Below are 17361 nucleotides of genomic sequence, written 5' to 3'. Positions count from 1 at the left end.
CGTCGAGGTGCACGAAAGATCACTCAGTTATCGCATCCGAGCCCCCGACTTCGAGGCGAATTTGCAATTCATGGTTTCTGCCTGAGCTGCGAAATGCTACTTCCTGCGTTACGACAAGAGACTACTTCGCCGCAAATGTCCAGTCGGGACAGTGGCCTTGCATGAGGACAGTAGGCTGAACGCAAGGCACGAGGAGCACGGATGAAGAAGCTAGCGAACGCTGTCACGTTCCTTCTAGGACTTGCGTCTTTGGTCGCCGGAGCCCATTCTGTTGTCGTCGGGCGGGAGTCGACCGGGGCTACTGCACTCATAACGGTCGGAGCCGTGCTTCTCCTGAGCCCGCTTCTCCTGCACCGAGTGGAGCGACTACGGCTCGGCGCAGAAGGCGTAGAGCTATCCCTGTCCCAGGAGTTTGTGAGCCTTGGCGCCCCCGAAGCTGCCCTGATTCTCGGACGTTCAGACGTGGCTAAGTTATCCGAATCCTACTCCTTCGTCAGCCGTGAGTTGGCGAGCGACGAGTTCAAGGCGGCGAGAACCCATCTCGAAGATGTATTAGCATCTCGTGCGTCGGCCGTCGCGGAGCGCGAGAAGTTCAATGCAGGCGAGGTTCGTGGAGCTTTTCTCAATGCACCTAAGAATTTGCGCGTTCTACTCCTTGGGTTAATGGAAGGCGACATATCGCTTGTCGATGGCCAGACGTTGATAGCTTCGTTGTCGGCGCCTCTTTCCGCCAACGAGCAGTACCATGGGCTGAAGCTCACCATTCGCTGCTGGCATAGGCTCTCCGATGCCGATAAAATGGCCATCATGGATGAGCTAAGGAAAAACAGAGATATTGCGCCGGAAACAGATCGATGGCCGTTGTTGCAGACGGTCCTGGGCCTACCTCTTGGCAGCTAATCTGAACGGCAGCAGGGACGTGTCTACAAGCTTGCCGATTTTCGCCAAATGTGTCGCGTGTCATCAGCGCCAGGTGGTGGTGGCGTCGAGGGCCTGGAGGTGACGGCGGTCTGTGGATCTAACGGTGTTCCCGGCTTGACCTCCCGGGCGTGGTGCCTGGTGAGGACGGTGCCGTGATGACCGCGACACTGAACGACCAGACCGGACGTAGGAAGCGACCCGAGCCGTCGGCGGAGGCGAGGGTCGCCGCCGAGCTGGTCCGGGCAGCCAACGAACCGAGCCTGTCGTTGATGGGCCCGGACGGGCTGCTCAAGTACTAGCCCTCGTGCGCTGGCGACACCGTGACCTGCGGTTGTGAGGTCGCGTGAGGAAGTGTGAGGTGCTGTCAGGTTCCTTTCCGGCGTAGCCGGCGTAGCCCGCTCTTACGGTCTTCTCAGCAGCCGCCACAGCACGTCGCTGAGGAGACAGACCATGAAGAAGGAGCCCTCAACCACAACCGTACGCATCGTCACCGTGGCTCTCGCCCTGGCACCGCCCGTCCTGCTCTACCGGGCCGGTTGGCTCACCCTTCAGGGTCTGTCCGCAGCCCAGGTGCGGGAATGGGTACACGAGCCACTGACCGCAGGCTTCCTCGCGATCCTCGCGCAAACCGGCCTATGGCTGCTCTGGATCTTCCTCACCGCCGCTGTCACCGATCACGTCTACCGACGTCTTGCCTCGCGGATGCGCTGGCGGTACGACCTGCGTCTGCCCCGACCTGTCCAAGCTTTCGCCGCCGCGATGCTCGGTTCCACGGCCGCCACCTCCGTCGCCCTTCCCGCACTCGCCCAAGGGCACACGGCGTCGGACTCCGGCTCCGTTCCTGCAACACCCCGCGGGACCGGCGACACCCTCACCCATGACGCACCGACTCCGGCCCCGCCAATGGACTACGCAGCCATGACAGAACCGCCGGATGCCACCACCGTCTTCCCCCGGCCCGCCGGTCCCCCCAACGAGCCCCGCAAGAACACCGGGGACATCGCCGCCGCTCGCACCAGCCCACGCGAGTCGGTCCGTGTCGTAGCCGGAGACACCCTGTGGGATCTCGCCGCGGAGCACCTCGGCGGCGGAAGCCACTGGCCGGAGATCTACAAGCTCAACCGTAAACATCGGCAACCCGATGGGCGTGCTCTCACCGACCCGAACGTGATCCGCATCGGCTGGAAACTCACCCTGCCCACCCCTCGGGCGGCTACGCCGCCCACCCCACACAAGAACCACCACCCCGACCCGGGCGCTCCAGAACCCCGCGGGTCCGAGGCGAAGCCACCTTCCGCAATGCCGGCACCGCACCCGTCACCCTCGGGAACGACAGAACCAAGCACACCCCGTGAGTCAGCCGAGGACGCGCCTTCCGGGTCCGGAACAGCTCGTGAACAGTCGGACCGCGCTGGCGGGATCGCACTGCCCACACAGGCTTGGATCAGCCTCGGCCTAGCCGCTGCCATCGCCTCCACAGCAGCTTTGGCCGGCTTGCAGCGACGCCGTCACGCCAGGCTCACCTTCGCGCTACCCGGAACCGCCGAACGGCCAGCGCCAGAGTTCCTGAGCCGCATCAGCGCCACCGCCAACCAGGCCGAGCGCAGCGACCGCACCTCGCCCGCCGTTGGCGTCGACGCGAGCGCCGCAGAGATAAGCCTGTTCGACCTGCCCGGCCCTGGCCTTGCCCTACACGGCGACGGAACCATCGCGGCGGCCCGCGCCGTCCTCGCCGCGACCCTGACCGCCGGCACGACCGACACCGCCGCCACCCGCCCCGTCGTGGTCACGACCGCCGACCTGCTCGCCCAGCTCCTGCCCCACGGTGCCCCAGCGGTCGGCCTGGACCCCGACGGCACCGCCTACGACGGCGAGCGGCTCATCGTCCTCGCTGACACCGCCGCCGCCGTCACCCACGCCGAAGAGGAAATGATCGGCCGCCGAAGGCTCCTGGACAGCTTCGACGTCGCCACCGTCGCCGATCTCAACGCCCGCACCGACCACGCCGAGCATCAACCGCCCTACGTGCTGCTCATCGACTCCATTCCTGGGTATGCCGCTCGCATCCACGCCATCGCCGCGCACCGTGCTGTTCTGGACCTGCACCCGGTCCTCCTCGGCCAACACGAAGGCATACCCACCGTCGAGATCACCGCCGACGGGACCGTCACCAACGACGCGCCGTATCCGATGGCCCGAACGTCCACCCTCAGCGCCGACGACCTGGCCGCCGTCTTGGCCCTACTCACCGAAACCCTCGCCCGGCCCGAGGCCGGCATCGACATCGACGACACGCTCACCGAGACTCCCCCAGCCGCGGCACCCCCCGAGCGGCGTGAACCCGTACCGGCCCGACCCACCGGCGCGGCAACCCTTGTCCGGCTCCAGGTGCTCGGCCCGGTCACCGTCACCACCGACGCCGGATCGGTCCGCACCGGCATGCGCAGCGGCTCCTACGCCACCCTCGCCGTCCTCGCCGCCCACCCCGCCGGCCGCACCCTCGACCAACTCGCAGCCGATCTACACCCCAACGCCGACCCAGCCGCCGCCGTGAAACGCGTCCGCACCGATATCAATACCGCCCGCAAGGTGTTGCGCATCGAGACCGGCCACCACGAGCACATGTTCATCGTCTACGACCCCGCCACCAGCCGATACCGGCTCGACCCCGAGACCATCACGGTGGACCTGTGGCAGATGCTCACCGCCATCGACCAGGCCACCACCACCGACGACGATGCGGCCATGCTCACCGCGCTACGACAGGCCACGCAGTTGTACGCGGGTGACTTCGCCGAAGGCCACGACCATCTCTGGGCTACCGACTACGCCACCAGCTACCGCCATCAAATCCTCACCGCCTACGCCCGAATCGCCGAGATCCTCGAACCCGACCACCCCGACCAGGCGGTTGCCGCCCTCGAACGCGCCGCTGACCTCGACCCCGTCAACGAGGAGCTGTACCAGCGGATCATGCGCATCCACGGCCGGCAGCAGCGACCCGACGCCGTCCGCCGCACCCTGCGCCGCCTGGAAGAACGCCTCGCCGACCTCGGCGACGCCGAACCGTCGCAGGCCACCCGCCGCGTCGCCGAACGTCAACTCCGACCCGCCGGCGCCGTGCCCGGAGGACGGCCATGACCGACAGCCGGCTCCAGCGGATGCAGTGGGCCGTGCGGGCGACACTGGCGCTGGGCGTGGCCGCCTCGGTCACCGCGAACATCCTGCACGCGCAAGCGAACCCGATCGCCCAGGCCATCGCGGCATGGCCACCCCTCGCGTTGCTGATCACCGTCGAGCTGGTCACCCGCGTACCTGTACACCGGCGCGCACTCGGCGTCATCCGAGTCGTCGCCGCCTCCGCCATCGCCGGCATCGCCGCGTGGATCAGCTACCACCACATGGTCGGAGTCGTCGCACGCTACGGCGAGACCGGCACCGTCCCCTACCTCCTGCCACTCTCGGTGGACGGGCTGATCATCGTCGCGTCGGTCTCCCTGGTCGAACTGGCCGCTCGCCGACGCGAAGCCGAACGTCAACCGCACACCGCGCCGGCTGGGGCATTAGCGAAACCTACTCCAGTGCAGCCCATCGCACCGGCGCCCGCCGAGCCCACGCGGAAGACCAGCGACACCAGGGCACCCCGCCGGCGTCCGCTGCCCGAACCTTCTGCCCGTGATGTCGACACTGACGAGTCGGCCCAGGGCTGGTCTCCTGACGGTGCCGACTCCCGGGACGACGATCAGGACGCCGACGGCAGCGGGACTGATGCTGACCTTGGCGCAGAACCTGACCACGACGATCGACCCGACGAGACCGGCGATACCAATGTCGACCTCGCTCCGGACCTGGTGCCGCTCCTGCCCGCCGCCCGCGTAGCCCGTGACGAGCTGACCCGCGAGGGTCACACCGTCAGCCGGGATGCGCTTGCCCGGCGGCTACGCCAGAACGGCTACTCGATCCGCAACAGCGGCGTCTCACCCCTCCTCGCCACGCTGCGCCAGGAGGCACAGCCGGCCAACGGCCCCCGGCCCCCGGCATCGGTTTGACGTGCCCAAGTCGGCTGACCGCAGGATCAGACACGCGAGAGCAGCCTCGAACAGAGTCGTCAGTTATAACCCCGGACCGGCGCCGGCGGGGGTCTTGATCGCGCCGTCGAGGTCAGCGTGGATAGGCACGGCTGCCCGCACGGGCACCCCGCCGAGCGCCGCCAGAAGGGACCACCGATGACCGACGAAACCCCCGGCGTCCACACGATCGTAGTCACGGACGACATGTACGACGTGCTCCAGCGCCCCGCCAACAGCCGAGACACCGACATCAACGGCGCGCTGCGCTACCTGATCGAGGTTCCGACACCTCAGACTGCCACCGAGGACGATGACTGACGGAGATGATGGTCGTGAGCACCTCCCGCCGGGGTCTGACCCAGCGAATGACTGACTTCGGGTCCTTAACCTGATCTGTCGGCCTCGGTCGGGAGGTGCTCGTGCACTCATCAGGCGTGGCGTTGTGACTTCAGAGGAGCCTGGCCAGAGGCCCCTTCTCCGTCTTGTCCGCGTTGCCCGGCTGGTGCGTGCCGAGCCTGCCGCCCAACACCCACTGGTCCAACTGGCCGGACTCGGGAAGCCTGCAGCCGGGCCGGACCAAGCCGCTCGCCTCGTCGCAGAAGAGCTATGACCTGTACCGTCTGCGCTCGTGATCCCGCCCTGCCATGGCTGCGGTGAACCCGGCCGCGCCCGGTCGGTGGCAGATGAGGATGCCGCTGAACCGGGCGAGAATGCCATACGGTGTCGCGGCACCGCTCACATGCTCGGTTCAGGATCGCCGAGTGGTCTTGCGTTGCCACTCGTTCTTCCACGCCCGTACTTGGAATTGTGGAAACCCAATGGGCTGGCCGAGGTTGGTGACGTCGTCCGGAAGTCGTCTTTGCACCTTAGCGAAGGCCGTGGGAGCGAGGGCGGAGGAAAACGCGACGTCGCTGCGGATCTGGGCACCGATGAGATTACGTTGCCATTCGTCAACATGGGCCTGGATCGGGTGCGTGAGGTCGCCGAGTGATCGTAGCCGCGTTCGGGACAGAATTGTGTCAAGATGGGTGTATATAGCCGGATACCGCCCACCCACCGCGCCGATTACCACAAGCAAGCCACCTGGGCTTAATGCAGTCGTCAGCAGTTCAATCTCCGCCGCAAATTTCTCTGTGATGCCAGTGTTGGTGAGGAAATTGCACATAACGATGAGGTCGTATGCGCTCGGTGGGTAGTTGCCGTCCTCGATGGCGAACTGCCGGGCGGCGTGCATGCTGATGTCGTCGTCGCTACGCTCGAACTCCGCACGGATGACCTCAGCGCTTCCATTGATGGCAGCCTCGTGCTCGCGGCGCACCGAGAACCCTTCCAGGTCATGGTAGGTGATCCCGAACGGTAGGACGGAGCCGTCGGCATCAGGGCGTTGTCTGGTGTAGAGCTCCTCGGAGAACTGGTGAAGCAGCCAGGACCAAGCGGGACCACGGTCGATCGCGTGCAGTATTCGTGCCGAGGCGGTGTCTACGCCTAGCTCGGAGGTGGCGATGAAGGCTCGCAGGTCGTCGTAGAAGTCCCGAACGGCGAACAGGGCCGGTGCCGGGCCGGCGCCCACCTCCATGACCGACAACCGGTTGCGGCGTAGCGGCAGGTGTCCGGCTATGAAAAGTAGGTCGAGAACCTGCAGAACCCGTCCGTACCGGTCCGACAAGTGCCAGATCAGGTAGGCCGCAGTCTCGGCATCTGAATCAAAGGCAAGCCGGTCGCAGTTGGCGAGGATCTCAGGGTAACGGGTGACGATGTCGTTCGCGGACGGGGTGAGCAAGGCGCGGCGCGCGATGGTGCTCACTGCTGCGGTCATGCTGATCAATCGTCGGTGTCGCAGGGAGTCCTTCGACGACCGCCAGGCCGCCCAAGAGTCAGCGTGGTCGCGCAACCAGCGACCCGCCCGCCATTGCGGGCTAGTGTCAGCAGACATTCACGTATAGTGACACAATCACTCGGGAAGAGTCGTGATCGATTGGACTCAACTGGCAAAGCCGCGAGCGCTCGCCACGTCCCGGAGGCCATGTAAGCGGCGAGGATGTAGCCGGGGGTGCCGGTCGAGGTTCTTGCGGGCTCGGTCGTAGCGCATGGTGGTAGGCGGGTCGACGTGACGAGCGGCGCTCTGCACGTCGCGCAGGCTGACGCCGGCGTCGAGCATGGTGGTCACGAACGTGTGGCGCAGCATGTTGGGGTGCATCATCGGCATCTGGATCCCCGCGATGTGGGCCAGGTGCTTGAGCCCTCGAGTGGCGGCGCGTCGGTCCATCCGCCCACCATGGACGTTGCGCAGGAGCGGCCCGGCGGTGCAGGTGGCCCGGTCCGAGTGTCGGTGACTCGGCCGGCACTGTGGGCCGGCGGACGTTATCGGCTGGCGCGTGCTCCAGGATCGCGTCGATTACACAGACCCGGTAGTACCCGACCACGACCGACAGCCGACGGGACACCGTCGAGGGCTGGTACCGGCGCACGTCTTGCAGCCAGCGCACGTACCAATCCACATCCACCCGAGCTGCGGAGAGCGGGTCAAGGCCGTGGTCACTACATCAGAGGTAGCCATACATCACCCTGCGTCACCAGCGCCGATGAACGCCAGCCCTCCCGGAGCGGCATGAAAGAGAACCCTTGGAAGTGGGCCGCTGGCGAGGAGATGTGCTACTTCGAGACCTTCCCGCGCCACCAGTCCCGGGATAGCCTATTTGCATGTCGAGCGACCAGGAAATCGCATCCACAGGTTCAGAATCAGGGCATAGGCAAGCCCTTTGCACCTGGGATGTACCAGGAATCCCACCGGCTAGTACGACAACGTTAACCGCTAAACCTGGTTGCGCGACAGTCATAGTCGGGTCAAACGGGGCAGGAAAATCTGCGCTCGGGTTTTGGTTGCAGAAGAATTGCGCCAATGCCAAGGTAAATCGAATTATTGCGCATCGGAAACTATGGTTTCCGCATGCCGGGCCTGCAATCAGTGCGGCGGAGCGTCAAAGCGCTGCGCCGACTATTCGTCATTGGAACAGCTTGGAAGAGTCGCGATACTTGGACCATGCAGATGCACAGCGGAGTAATATCGTACTATTTGACCTGCTCTCAAAATTGAACCACCGGAATTCCGAACTCGCGAAGCTGCACGACGCCGGCGCAGAACGCCACGAGATTGAGGGAGTCATCCCCGCCTCCCCCTTAACGAAGCTGAACAGTATGCTGAGAAGCGCTGGACTCTTTGTCGAGCTCGAGCTGACTGCCGCATCCACTTTTGATGCAATCAAGCTCGGTAGCACCACTCGGTATCCAATCTCACAGATGTCGGACGGCGAAAAGAGTGCCGTTTTGCTGGCCTCTGAAATCCTAGTTAGCGACAGGGATTCCGTCCTTATTATAGATGAACCTGAACGCCACTTGCATCGCTCAATTTCAGCGACATTGATACAATCAGTGATAGCGGCTCGCGGCGACTGTCATTTCGTCGTCTTGACCCACGATCTCGAACTGGCGGCAACTCTCGACCCAGCTAGCACTGAAGTGCACCACCTAAGTGGATGCAACTGGACGGGAAATATGGCCAACGGCTGGAACATCGACCATGTCGCGTTGGCAGAGAACCTGCCAGAGGTGGCACGTAAGGCGATACTCGGGGGGCGCCGACAAGTACTCTTTATTGAGGGCGAGCATCAAAGCCTCGACGTGGGGATTTACAGCATCCTTTTTCCGGGCTGGAACCCCATACCCTCCGGGAGCTGCGAGCAAGTCATCCGGTCCGTAGCTGGCCTGCATGCAAACACCGCTCTACATTGGCTGCAACCTCGGGGAATCGTGGACGGCGATGGCAGGTCCGCCGACGAGCGACGCAGCCTCGCCGCAAGAGGAATCTTAGTTCTTCCGGTTAGCGAAGTAGAGAGCCTCTACTATATTCAAGCGGTCCTAGCGGTTATAGCCGAGGTGCAGGGCAACATATTAGGCATATCCCCTCAACACCTCCTAGACAAAGCAGTTCAAGAGGGGCTGAAATCTCTCGCCAGCAATGGCACGCCTGAGAGGCTCGCCGCATCTATCGCCAGGAAAGAAATAGGTAGAAAACTGTTTGACGGACTGCCGGACGAGAACGCCCTAATTCACGGGGTGGATCCAATCTCAGCCAGCATGCCTTCTCCTTATCCCGAATTACTCCAGAGAATTAATGACTTAATTAGCAACCGAGATTTAGATGGATTGGTGCGGTTGGTACCCATTCGGGACACGCCGACGAGAACGGCCATAGCCCGCGCAATGCGCTTCCAAAGGCACGAAGATTTCCAGTCAGCAGTTCGCCAACGTTTGACAACTTCACTTGATCTGGCGAAAGTCTTAAGAGAGGAGGTTGGACCATTGCCGAGCATTTAACGATATCACTAACCCGAGTCACGCCAGCGGGAGATTCAAAGGTTCATTATCAAGGCGCAAGTAGAGTGCACTCTCATCGGCAGATCCGGACGCCGCCGGATCGACCTCCGCGACTGACTGTAGCCACTGTTAGGGAGCAAGTCCGGCCCCGAGCCGCAGCTGCACTCGCAGGCGTCGATAGTTGCCGTGTACTCGATGGCGTACATGGCTATGCGTTCGAAGCCGTACGCCGACAGCTTGCCGTGTGAGCGGCGGCGAGCAGCCTTTGCGCCGTACGTTCGGTGATATCGAGTTGCTGCGCCAGGGCGATACCAAGGCCGCGCCGGTCATGGCCGGCGCGGTCGGCCTCGGTCAGGAGTGCGATGGCGGCGGGAAGCCGAGGATCGTCGGCGTATGGGTGCGGCTTGCGGGCACCGGTGGTGCCGGGGGTGCGGCCGGTGGATTGGCGGCCCGTGCGGGCGTCGGCCACGGCCCACACAGTGCGCCGGAACCACAGACGACGTACCCGCCCGTCCGGGAGCGTTTCGACTCGGTCGGGATGGTCGTACAGGGTCTCGGGCAGGTTGCGATAGGAGCCGTAGCCGAGGACCCTCGCCGCAGCGCCCGAGCCGATGAGATCTTCGGAGTCGCCGCGGCGGTCGATCCTCGTCAGCTCGGCTCGCTTCGCCGTCTGGTGTGAGGCGTGGAATGCCTCGACGTCGTCGAGCCAGAACCAGTCACCGCCTTCGTGCGGGAAGCCTTCAGGGAAGTCGAACCGGGCGCGGTGGCGGTGCCAGTGGTTGACCGTGGAGTACGCCGCGCCGAGATGCGCGGCGACTCCGGCCCGGTCGAGGGCGGTCCGTCCGTCGATCGTGCGTCGTGCCACGGTCCTCATCCTCCCGGAGGCGCCTTGCTGCGGCGCCGGCGGTCGGGGCGAGCGTGCCTCCCGCCGTAGAATCGGCGGCACGCCCCTGTCGGGTAGAGGCGGTCGGTTGGTCCGCAGGCGGCCCGGATTGGGCGAGGTGGCCGGTCGGGGTTGCACGCACCCTCGGGTGTGCCCGCCGGCCACCGAACCGCCCTCTCTAGACGTGCGGGCGGAGCAGACGCCACGCCACCTGCGCCATCCGGTCGATGCGCAGCGCGGCCAGTTTGACCCGTGTAGCGGGTTTGAGGGCGTCGTAGACGGTCAGGATCGCGGCGGCGGTGGTCATGTCCACCAGCACCCCGTCGATCTTGCGGCAGTTGCCGCGCTTCGCCTCCCGCAGCAGCTCGATGACGCGGGGGTCGCCTGCGGTCGCGTCGTCGGGGAGCGCGTCGAACTCGGCCTGTCCGTCGCAGTCCGGGCAGGTAACGAGCTGCGGGTCCTCGGTGACGCGGCTCAATGGCACGTCGGCTGCACTGCACACTGGTCCGACACGATGGTGGGCCTTCGCGTGAGTGAGAGCGGGCCAGCCGTGCCGTTGTCTGTCGGTCATGGTGCCTTCCCCTCGTGGTCGGGCCAGATGCCGAGGGGGTGGCCGGGCGCGATACGGCCTCGGCCGGGGACGAGGGTGTCGAACACGGTGGAGAACCTGTCGTGGAGTTGGCCCCGGGTCCGCATGAGGTGTTTGCCTCGGGTGAGCTTCGCGGGCATCGCGTCGGCCACACGGCTGATAAGCCCGTACAGGTCGCGGGCCTCGATGAAGTGGGCGCATCCGTCGCATGCGGTCCACCGATCGCCCCATGCTTGGGTGAAGGCGTGTTCGGTGTCGGTGCGGTGGATTCGCGCCGCGTGGCGCCGCGACTGGTAGTCGCTGACGGCGAACACCTGCGCCGTGATGCGGCGGGCGTCGGTGACCTGGTTGGCGCACTGGTAGATCCACGCGGCCTCGGGCGCGGAGCAGAAGTCGCACTCGATGATCGGATCGGGGATCTCGGTGATGGGTGTGGGCTCGGGCCGGTGGTCGCTGCGCTGGCCGCGTTGCTCGGCCGCGTGCAGGTACCCGACGATGACGCCTAGGTCGTTGAAGTGGATGTTGAGTCCTCTGCGGCAGCGGCGGCAGTAGAGCGGCTCTGGGACGGGCACCGTGCTCGCGTGAAGCGCTGCTACCTTGTGGGGACGGGTGAATTCCTCGGGGTTCGGGAAGTGCGGTGGCATTACTGGTCGCCTCCGTCCTGGCCGCGGGTGGTTGGCCAGTCGGGGTTGGCCGGGTCGAGGGTCAGCCCGAGGCGCAGGCTTGCGAGGTCGACCAGTCGCCGCAGCAGACTCGTTGTTCCGCTGCTGAGGTCGGCGTCGTAGTCGTGGGCGATGCGGCAGGCGTCGCGCATGGCCACGCACGCGGAGGTGAAGGCGGCCTCCAGGGCGGCGTGGTCGTCGGTCCGGGTGGCTCGCCGGATGATCGCGGCCGGGTAGGTGCGCTCGTCGCCGTTGGGGAACTGGAGGGTGTAGCGACGGGCGTAGGTGGTTTGCGGGTTGGGGTAGTCGACATCGGTGACGGTGCCGAGGCGGTACTCGACCGGGTCGGTGGGCTTGATCACTCGGGCGGTGTCGCCGAACTCCATGGACCGGTACATCACAACTCCGTTCAGGGGTGCTAGCTGGTGGGGTGGTCGATTTCGCCGCTGCCGTTGATCTCGAAGGCGATGAGCCGGTCGTCGGTTTCGGTGGTGTCGACGTGCAGGTAGAGGTCGTGGGCGCGGCGTTGGACGCCGATGGAGATGCCGTGCACGTCGAGCACGACGTAGGCGGTGCGGTCCTCGGGCTCGCCGGGGTAGACGCGCAGGTTGAGCCGCGTCAGCACCTCGACGCAGACGGGGTCGGCTGTGCCGAGCAGGGCGAGCGCGCTGGCGAGCTGCCTGCTGTCGAGGGCACGCTGACCGTCGCCGATGCCGTCGGTGGTGTCGGCGGGGCCGTTCGAGGTCGTCATGCCGGTTCCTGGTTCTCGTTGCTCGTCTGCGGCTCCGTAGTGGGGCGGGGCGGGAAGGTGGTGAGGATGTCGCCGAGGACGCCGCCGCCGAGTTGGTCGGTCAGGGCAGCGAAGCCGATGAGCGCGGTGCCGAGGGCGACGGCTTGCGCCGGGGTGCAGCGCACTCGGATGCGGGAGCCGTCATCGGTGCAGGCACGGATCTCGACGTGGCGCCGCTGCCAGAGCGCGGCGGGCAGCTCCGTGTCCGGCTCGGCGACGACGGGTCCGCGCGGTTCCTCGCGCAGCGAGGCGCGCAGGTGCTTGCGTCGGCGGATGGCGATGGCCTGCCACTCCGAGGCCTTCTTGGTGAGGGCGGCGCGGTCCGCGCCGGTGGCGCTGGCCGCGCGAGCGTGAAAGTGTTCGGCGTTGCCGGTCGCCTGGGCGAACGCGGCTGCCACGTTGAAGAGGTGATCGGGGTTCATGGGTGCTCCGTGATCAGGTTGAGAGGGTGACGCCGGGGCCGTGCCGCGCGGCCCGGGTAGGGCCGTGGTCGCGCGGCACGTCGCGGCGGTCAGGGCTGTGGGGTCTGTTGCCCGGGGGTGGGCCACGGCTCGGTAGCGGGGTCGGCGAGGGGCGGCGCGGCCTTGATGTGGGGTAGGCCGGGGTCGAGTTTCTGGCCGCTGCGGTCGAGGCTGAGCGCCCCGTAGGCGGTCAGGTGCGCGCCCACGGCGAGGGCTTGCGCGCCGGTGAACAGCACGATGAGCCGGTGGGCGTCGGTGTCGTGCACGTGCAGCTCGACGTGGCCGTTGGTCAGCGGCCGGACCGGCAGGAACCGCTCGACCTGCGTCTCGTCCGGCACCGTCGCACAGATAGCCGCGCACAAAGTGGTCCACTGCTCGTTGACGAGGTCGTCCCAGTGCTCGGCGCGGGCGATGAGATGCGCATGTTCGGCCTCGCTGGCCGCTCGTTCGGCCATCGCGCGGGCGACCTCGGCCGCCGCGAAGTTGGCGCAAACCCGGTTCGCCAAGGCGATCATCGCCGTGGAGGTGTGTCCCGGCTCGTGCAGCGCCTCGACGGTGGGCACGCCTAATGCCGGGTGCGCCGCCTCGGTGGTGGATTCGGTGGGGACTGCGGCGGTGCCGGTGGCGGGGTGCGCGCCGGTACCGGGGCCGAGCTCGGTGGCCCGGCCCCCGTGCCGGGCCATCTCAGACCGCCAGCAGCTCGAACGCACGGGCCTTGATGTCCGCGCCGGCACCGGTCAACGCCCGCGTCGCGCGGGCGAGGTCGGTCTTGGCGGGGGCGAAGTGGTCCACGTACTCGGTGATGGCCTGGTATCCGGCCCACCGGGTGCCCGTTATCGCCTTCTGCGTGTCCGCGTCGCGGATGAGGTACCGCAACGTGGCCGTGCGCTGCTTCGCGTTGTTCTTCGCGGTGTCGGAGGCATCGTTGGCGAGGGGCCAGACCTGGGCGACGATCTTCTCGAACTCGCCCATGGTCAACGACTCGTTGATCATTTTTTCGGCTTCGGTCTCGAAGTCGCCGAACGCTTTCCACATCAGGCCGAGGGCCTGCCGGGCCTCGGCAATCTTGCTGGTGACGTTCGAGGTGTGCCGGAACGTGTACGAGCTGCGCGACCGCTGGTAGGCGAGGGCCTGCGTATTCGCGCAGACGATCCTGACCGGGGTCGCGTCGAGGCGCAGTGAGGCGGTGCCGTCGTGGGAGGTGGTGGCCGCGAGATAGAGGTCCATGTCGTCGACCTCGGCGATCTGCATCGCCGTGGGCAGCTTCATGGTCACGAACACCGACCGGCCCTTGCGCATGGAGCCGGCGGTCTCGAAGTGCGCGCCGGAGGCATCGACCAGGAGGTTGAGGGTCTCGGCGACCTGCTCGTTCTGCACCACGCTGTAGTCCTCGCCGACCACGCCGAGGTACTCGGTCTCACCGGTGGCCGGGTTGGTCCGCACGGTCATGTACTTGTCGGGGCAGTCGATTTTCGTCACGCCCCGCTCGGTGACCTCGATGCCCTGGATGGCGATCTTGCGAACCTCCCAGCCGCCCAGCCACGCCTTACTCATGACCTCCTCGGCGGTCATGCACGCGTCGGTGACGGTGCCGAGTTGGTGCCAGGCGCTCAGCCTTGCGGAGGCGAAGGCCGTCTGGCCGTTGGCGAAGGTTTCGAGTTCGTGTGCCACGGTGGCACCCCTTTCCGGTTGGGTGTTGGCGGGCGGCGGCCGGGGGTTGCAACCCCGGCAGCGCCGTCAATAACAATGTGTCCTGCCTCTATCGGTCGATCAAGACGATCGGTTCGAGTCGATGGAGGTTTCTGCGGCGAATCTGACGCCCGCCGCCGGGCGCGGCCTACCGGACGGCGGTGGCCGGGCGTAGCCGCCCGTCCGGGCCGTACAGGTACGTGCGGACGGTTCTGAACGGTGCCGGTAGGTACACGGTGAACCCGTGTTCGGCAACGAATCGGGTCCGGTACGCGCGGGTGATGCCCAACAGGTACCGGTCGGGTTTGTCGCCGTGCGACCCCGGCGGGATGATGCCCGCCCCGGCCCGGTCCGCGCAGGCGCGGCGGTGCCGGCCGATCGCGATGTGCGGACACAGCGACAGTGCGGCGGTCATGCACACGGGGTGCCCCGGCGGGTCGGCTTAGCGCATCAGCTCGGCCGCGCGAGGGCCGCCGAGGAACGCCACCCAATAGCCCATCGGCTCACCGCACAGCGAGCACCGGCGCTCAACCGTGAGGCGGGTCGAGGTGGTGGTGTTGATCGTGGTGAGTCCACGTGCGACCCGTCGCTGGTCGAGTCGGGGTGGATGTTGACCGGCGGAATGGGCAGGCCGCGCTGCGCGTCGTGGGGACGCGCGGCCAGCGCGGGCGGCAACTCTGGCATGTCGCCGGGCGAATACGTCATGACTTGCCACCCACGTGGCCGGGACGGCTGTCCCTGATGACGAGGCCCGGGTTGACCGCACGCACGAGACGGGCCACCTCATTCCACCCGGCCGCGTCGAACACATGCACCTCGGCCGGCACCTGCGCGACCCGCAACCTCGTGAGAACGTCACCGGCGCTGTCCGCGTCGTCGAACACGATCAGGAGGTCCGCGCCGAGGATCGCGTACACCCGACCGTGATCGGGCGACCAGGACAGCGACGCGGCGCACCGGTACGCGGTGAGCCACCGACCGATGAGGTCGGCCGGGTCACCGTCCGCAGTGACGGTGTCATACCCCTCGCCATCGAGCCACGCCAAGTGGTCAGTGACGGTCCAATCGGGGTGAGCGAGCCATGTCTGCCGGACGGCCTGCCACAGCGTCGGCCGGGCCGGTACGCCCACCGGTTCGGCCGGTTGCGACCCGTGCGGACCGGGCACCGGGCACAGCGGCGTGCCGTCGGTGTGTGGCGCGGCCGGGCGCGCGGCGAACCCATTCAGGGGCCAGTCACGCGGCGGCACGAGCAGGGCCGGTTGCTCGCATTCCGGGCAGCGTAGCGACCCCGGGCAGACTGTCCGCCCGTAGTCGGGGTGATCGTGTGGGGTAGCCATCGTTCGTCGTTCCTTCCGGTTGTTGGGGGCGTGCGGATGCCGGGGCCGGGCGTAGTGCCCGGCCCCGGCGGGGCGGTAGGTCAGGCCGCGACCGGCGCGGCGGCGGCCTCGTCGGTGCCGGCCTCCTCGTCGGCACTGACGGCCTCGTCGGTCTGCCCCGGGGCCATGAACGCGCGAACCTCAGCGGTCGGGGCGGGCGGGTTGTCGGCGAGGGCGTAGGTCTCCGGGGCCTCACGGGTCAGGATCAGCACCCCGAACCCGGTCAGCTTCTCCATGGCGTTGCGGACCGCGCCGGGACTGCGTCCGCCGATCTCACGGGCGACGGTGCCGGGGGTCACGTCGTGGCCGGTGCCGAGGTCACGCATGAACGCCTCGACACGGTGCCGCAACTCGTTCTTTGCCAGCTTCACCGACCCGTCACTGTTGATCTCGCCGGTCGTGCGGCCGGTGCCCGTGGTGCGCCGAGCCAAGGGGCGGCGGATCTTGCGGGTGTGACCGCACGTCGGGCACGTGGAGTGCGTCGGGGCGTTGGCCGGGTCCACCGTGGCGAGGTCCCCGTCGCCGATGACCCACAACTCGTTACCGTCGTCGTCAACCGGCAGACGACGCGCGGCCCCGGCAACCTCCATCGCGGCGAGGATCGTGTCGCCCATGACGACCGACAGACCGCTCTCGTTGATCGCATTGTCGGCGGTGATGCCGTCCGGGTGCCCACCCAACACACCGGCCATGATCAACACCTTCAGGTCAGGCTGACGCGGGGCAACCGGCGCACCGGACACGGGGGCCTCTGGGAGCGCGGACTCATCCGCCCCGCCGCCCCCGTTCGCGTCGTCGGCGGGGGTCGGCTCGTCGGTGGCGTCCGGGGTCGCGTCGTCGCCCGAGGTCGGCTCGTCCGCCGCGTCTGGTGTCGCGTCGGTGGCGTCGTCGGCCGGGGTCGGCTCGTCCGTCGCGTCCGGCGTCGCGTCGGCCGGGGTCAGCTCGTCGGTGGTGGCGAGGTGCCAGATGTCGGCGCTCTTGCGGTTGCCGTTGGTCGGGCCGGGGGTGCGGGTGGCGGTGCCGTCGGCCTCCATCGCGGCGAGTGCCTTGGAGGCGGTCGACTGTCCCACCCCGGCCTCGGCGGCCAGGTCACGAACGGTGATGCCCTCGGGGTGGTTGACGAGGGTCCGGGCGACGGTAGCGGCGGTGGTGCTCGGGGCGCTGTTGGCGTTGGCGGACATGGTGAATAAACCTCCGTGCAATAGGGGTCGGCAATAGCGATTCCGCGTGCGCGTGCTGCGCATTGTTTGCGGTTTCTCCGGGGCGGCTTTTGTTGCCCACGTCCATGGACCCTCTGCACGCGACGATTGTCAACCCCGTTGCGCAAGACTCTTTACGGGGACCATCCCGCGCCGCTTCCGTGCTCGATTCAGGAACCGCTACCGTCACCCGAAACACTATTTGACGGCCCCATGTCCGACGCTGCGGCACGTTCGGCGCAGCTCCCTGATGCTGCATAGGGTAGGCAGCACGGGGGCCGCTCACGCCGTCTTGTGGGGTAGGGGTTTCCGGGTCCGAAACGACTACGCCGCACGCCGGCGGACCC

Annotated in this window: 19 protein-coding genes; 6 read left to right on the top strand and 13 right to left on the bottom strand. The window is 66.8% G+C overall.

Annotated elements, in window-relative coordinates; genetic code table 11:
- Positions 1–201 precede the first annotated feature (201 nt).
- From VKK44_RS08305 to VKK44_RS08285, 5 genes are all read left to right on the top strand, one after another.
- Positions 202–900: a hypothetical protein gene (locus VKK44_RS08305; protein WP_343446266.1), complete on the top strand. Its 699-nt coding sequence runs from the start codon at positions 202–204 to the stop codon at positions 898–900.
- A gap of 176 nt (positions 901–1076) precedes the next feature.
- Positions 1077–1220, top strand: coding sequence for a hypothetical protein (locus VKK44_RS08300; RefSeq protein WP_343446265.1), 144 nt, complete (start codon positions 1077–1079; stop codon positions 1218–1220).
- A 151-nt stretch (positions 1221–1371) separates the two neighbouring features.
- A complete protein-coding gene (locus VKK44_RS08295) occupies positions 1372–4062 on the top strand; it encodes a BTAD domain-containing putative transcriptional regulator (protein ID WP_343446264.1) in 2691 nt (896 codons plus the stop codon).
- Positions 4059–4970: a DUF2637 domain-containing protein gene (locus VKK44_RS08290; RefSeq protein WP_343446262.1), complete on the top strand. Its 912-nt coding sequence runs from the start codon at positions 4059–4061 to the stop codon at positions 4968–4970. Before VKK44_RS08295 ends, VKK44_RS08290 begins: the two co-directional genes overlap by 4 nt.
- A 177-nt stretch (positions 4971–5147) precedes the next feature.
- Positions 5148–5309 (top strand): hypothetical protein, encoded by a 162-nt coding sequence (locus VKK44_RS08285; RefSeq protein WP_343446261.1) that lies wholly within the window; start codon positions 5148–5150, stop codon positions 5307–5309.
- Between the two features lie 430 nt (positions 5310–5739).
- Here the strand turns inward: VKK44_RS08285 and VKK44_RS08280 are convergent, their stop codons facing one another.
- Together VKK44_RS08280 and VKK44_RS08275 are read right to left on the bottom strand one after the other, a co-directional pair.
- The gene (locus VKK44_RS08280) at positions 5740–6807 is read right to left on the bottom strand and encodes a hypothetical protein (protein WP_343446260.1); all 1068 of its coding nucleotides are present in this window, start codon (positions 6805–6807) and stop codon (positions 5740–5742) included.
- Positions 6808–6972: 165 nt separating this feature from the next.
- Positions 6973–7257: a tyrosine-type recombinase/integrase gene (locus tag VKK44_RS08275; RefSeq protein WP_343446258.1), complete on the bottom strand. Its 285-nt coding sequence runs from the start codon at positions 7255–7257 to the stop codon at positions 6973–6975.
- A 434-nt stretch (positions 7258–7691) separates the two neighbouring features.
- On the opposite strand from VKK44_RS08275, the gene VKK44_RS08270 reads away from it, so the two are divergent.
- Entirely contained in the window at positions 7692–9365 is a 1674-nt protein-coding gene (locus VKK44_RS08270; protein WP_343446256.1) for an AAA family ATPase, read from the top strand.
- Positions 9366–9573: 208 nt separating this feature from the next.
- Here VKK44_RS08270 and VKK44_RS08265 read toward each other — a convergent pair whose 3' ends face one another.
- The 11 genes from VKK44_RS08265 to VKK44_RS08215 form a co-directional block, all read right to left on the bottom strand.
- On the bottom strand, positions 9574–10239 hold the full coding sequence (locus VKK44_RS08265) for a hypothetical protein (RefSeq protein ID WP_343446255.1): 666 nt from the start codon (positions 10237–10239) through the stop codon (positions 9574–9576).
- 187 nt (positions 10240–10426) lie between these two features.
- Positions 10427–10819 carry a hypothetical protein gene (locus VKK44_RS08260; protein WP_343446254.1) on the bottom strand — a complete coding sequence of 131 codons (393 nt, stop codon included), beginning with the start codon at positions 10817–10819 and terminating at the stop codon, positions 10427–10429.
- Entirely contained in the window at positions 10816–11481 is a 666-nt protein-coding gene (locus tag VKK44_RS08255) for a hypothetical protein (RefSeq protein WP_343446253.1), read from the bottom strand. Before VKK44_RS08255 ends, VKK44_RS08260 begins: the two co-directional genes overlap by 4 nt.
- Complete coding sequence (locus VKK44_RS08250) at positions 11481–11897, bottom strand: hypothetical protein (protein ID WP_343446252.1); 417 nt, start codon at positions 11895–11897, stop codon at positions 11481–11483. Before VKK44_RS08250 ends, VKK44_RS08255 begins: the two co-directional genes overlap by 1 nt.
- Positions 11898–11917: 20 nt before the next feature.
- A complete protein-coding gene (locus tag VKK44_RS08245; protein ID WP_343446251.1) occupies positions 11918–12250 on the bottom strand; it encodes a hypothetical protein in 333 nt (110 codons plus the stop codon).
- Positions 12247–12711 (bottom strand): hypothetical protein, encoded by a 465-nt coding sequence (locus VKK44_RS08240; protein WP_343446250.1) that lies wholly within the window; start codon positions 12709–12711, stop codon positions 12247–12249. Before VKK44_RS08240 ends, VKK44_RS08245 begins: the two co-directional genes overlap by 4 nt.
- An 89-nt stretch (positions 12712–12800) precedes the next feature.
- Positions 12801–13313 carry a hypothetical protein gene (locus VKK44_RS08235; RefSeq protein WP_343446249.1) on the bottom strand — a complete coding sequence of 171 codons (513 nt, stop codon included), beginning with the start codon at positions 13311–13313 and terminating at the stop codon, positions 12801–12803.
- Positions 13314–13434: 121 nt separating this feature from the next.
- The gene (locus VKK44_RS08230; RefSeq protein WP_343446248.1) at positions 13435–14421 is read right to left on the bottom strand and encodes a DUF932 domain-containing protein; all 987 of its coding nucleotides are present in this window, start codon (positions 14419–14421) and stop codon (positions 13435–13437) included.
- 166 nt (positions 14422–14587) lie between these two features.
- The gene (locus tag VKK44_RS08225) at positions 14588–14854 is read right to left on the bottom strand and encodes a hypothetical protein (RefSeq protein ID WP_343446247.1); all 267 of its coding nucleotides are present in this window, start codon (positions 14852–14854) and stop codon (positions 14588–14590) included.
- 286 nt (positions 14855–15140) lie between these two features.
- Complete coding sequence (locus VKK44_RS08220) at positions 15141–15776, bottom strand: hypothetical protein (protein WP_343446246.1); 636 nt, start codon at positions 15774–15776, stop codon at positions 15141–15143.
- 80 nt (positions 15777–15856) lie between these two features.
- The gene (locus VKK44_RS08215) at positions 15857–16996 is read right to left on the bottom strand and encodes a MarR family transcriptional regulator (RefSeq protein WP_458351657.1); all 1140 of its coding nucleotides are present in this window, start codon (positions 16994–16996) and stop codon (positions 15857–15859) included.
- Positions 16997–17361: the final 365 nt, after the last annotated feature.

The organism is Micromonospora sp. DSM 45708, from assembly GCF_039566955.1.
GTDB lineage: Bacteria > Actinomycetota > Actinomycetes > Mycobacteriales > Micromonosporaceae > Micromonospora.
This window is presented reverse-complemented; position numbering and strand designations above follow the sequence as displayed.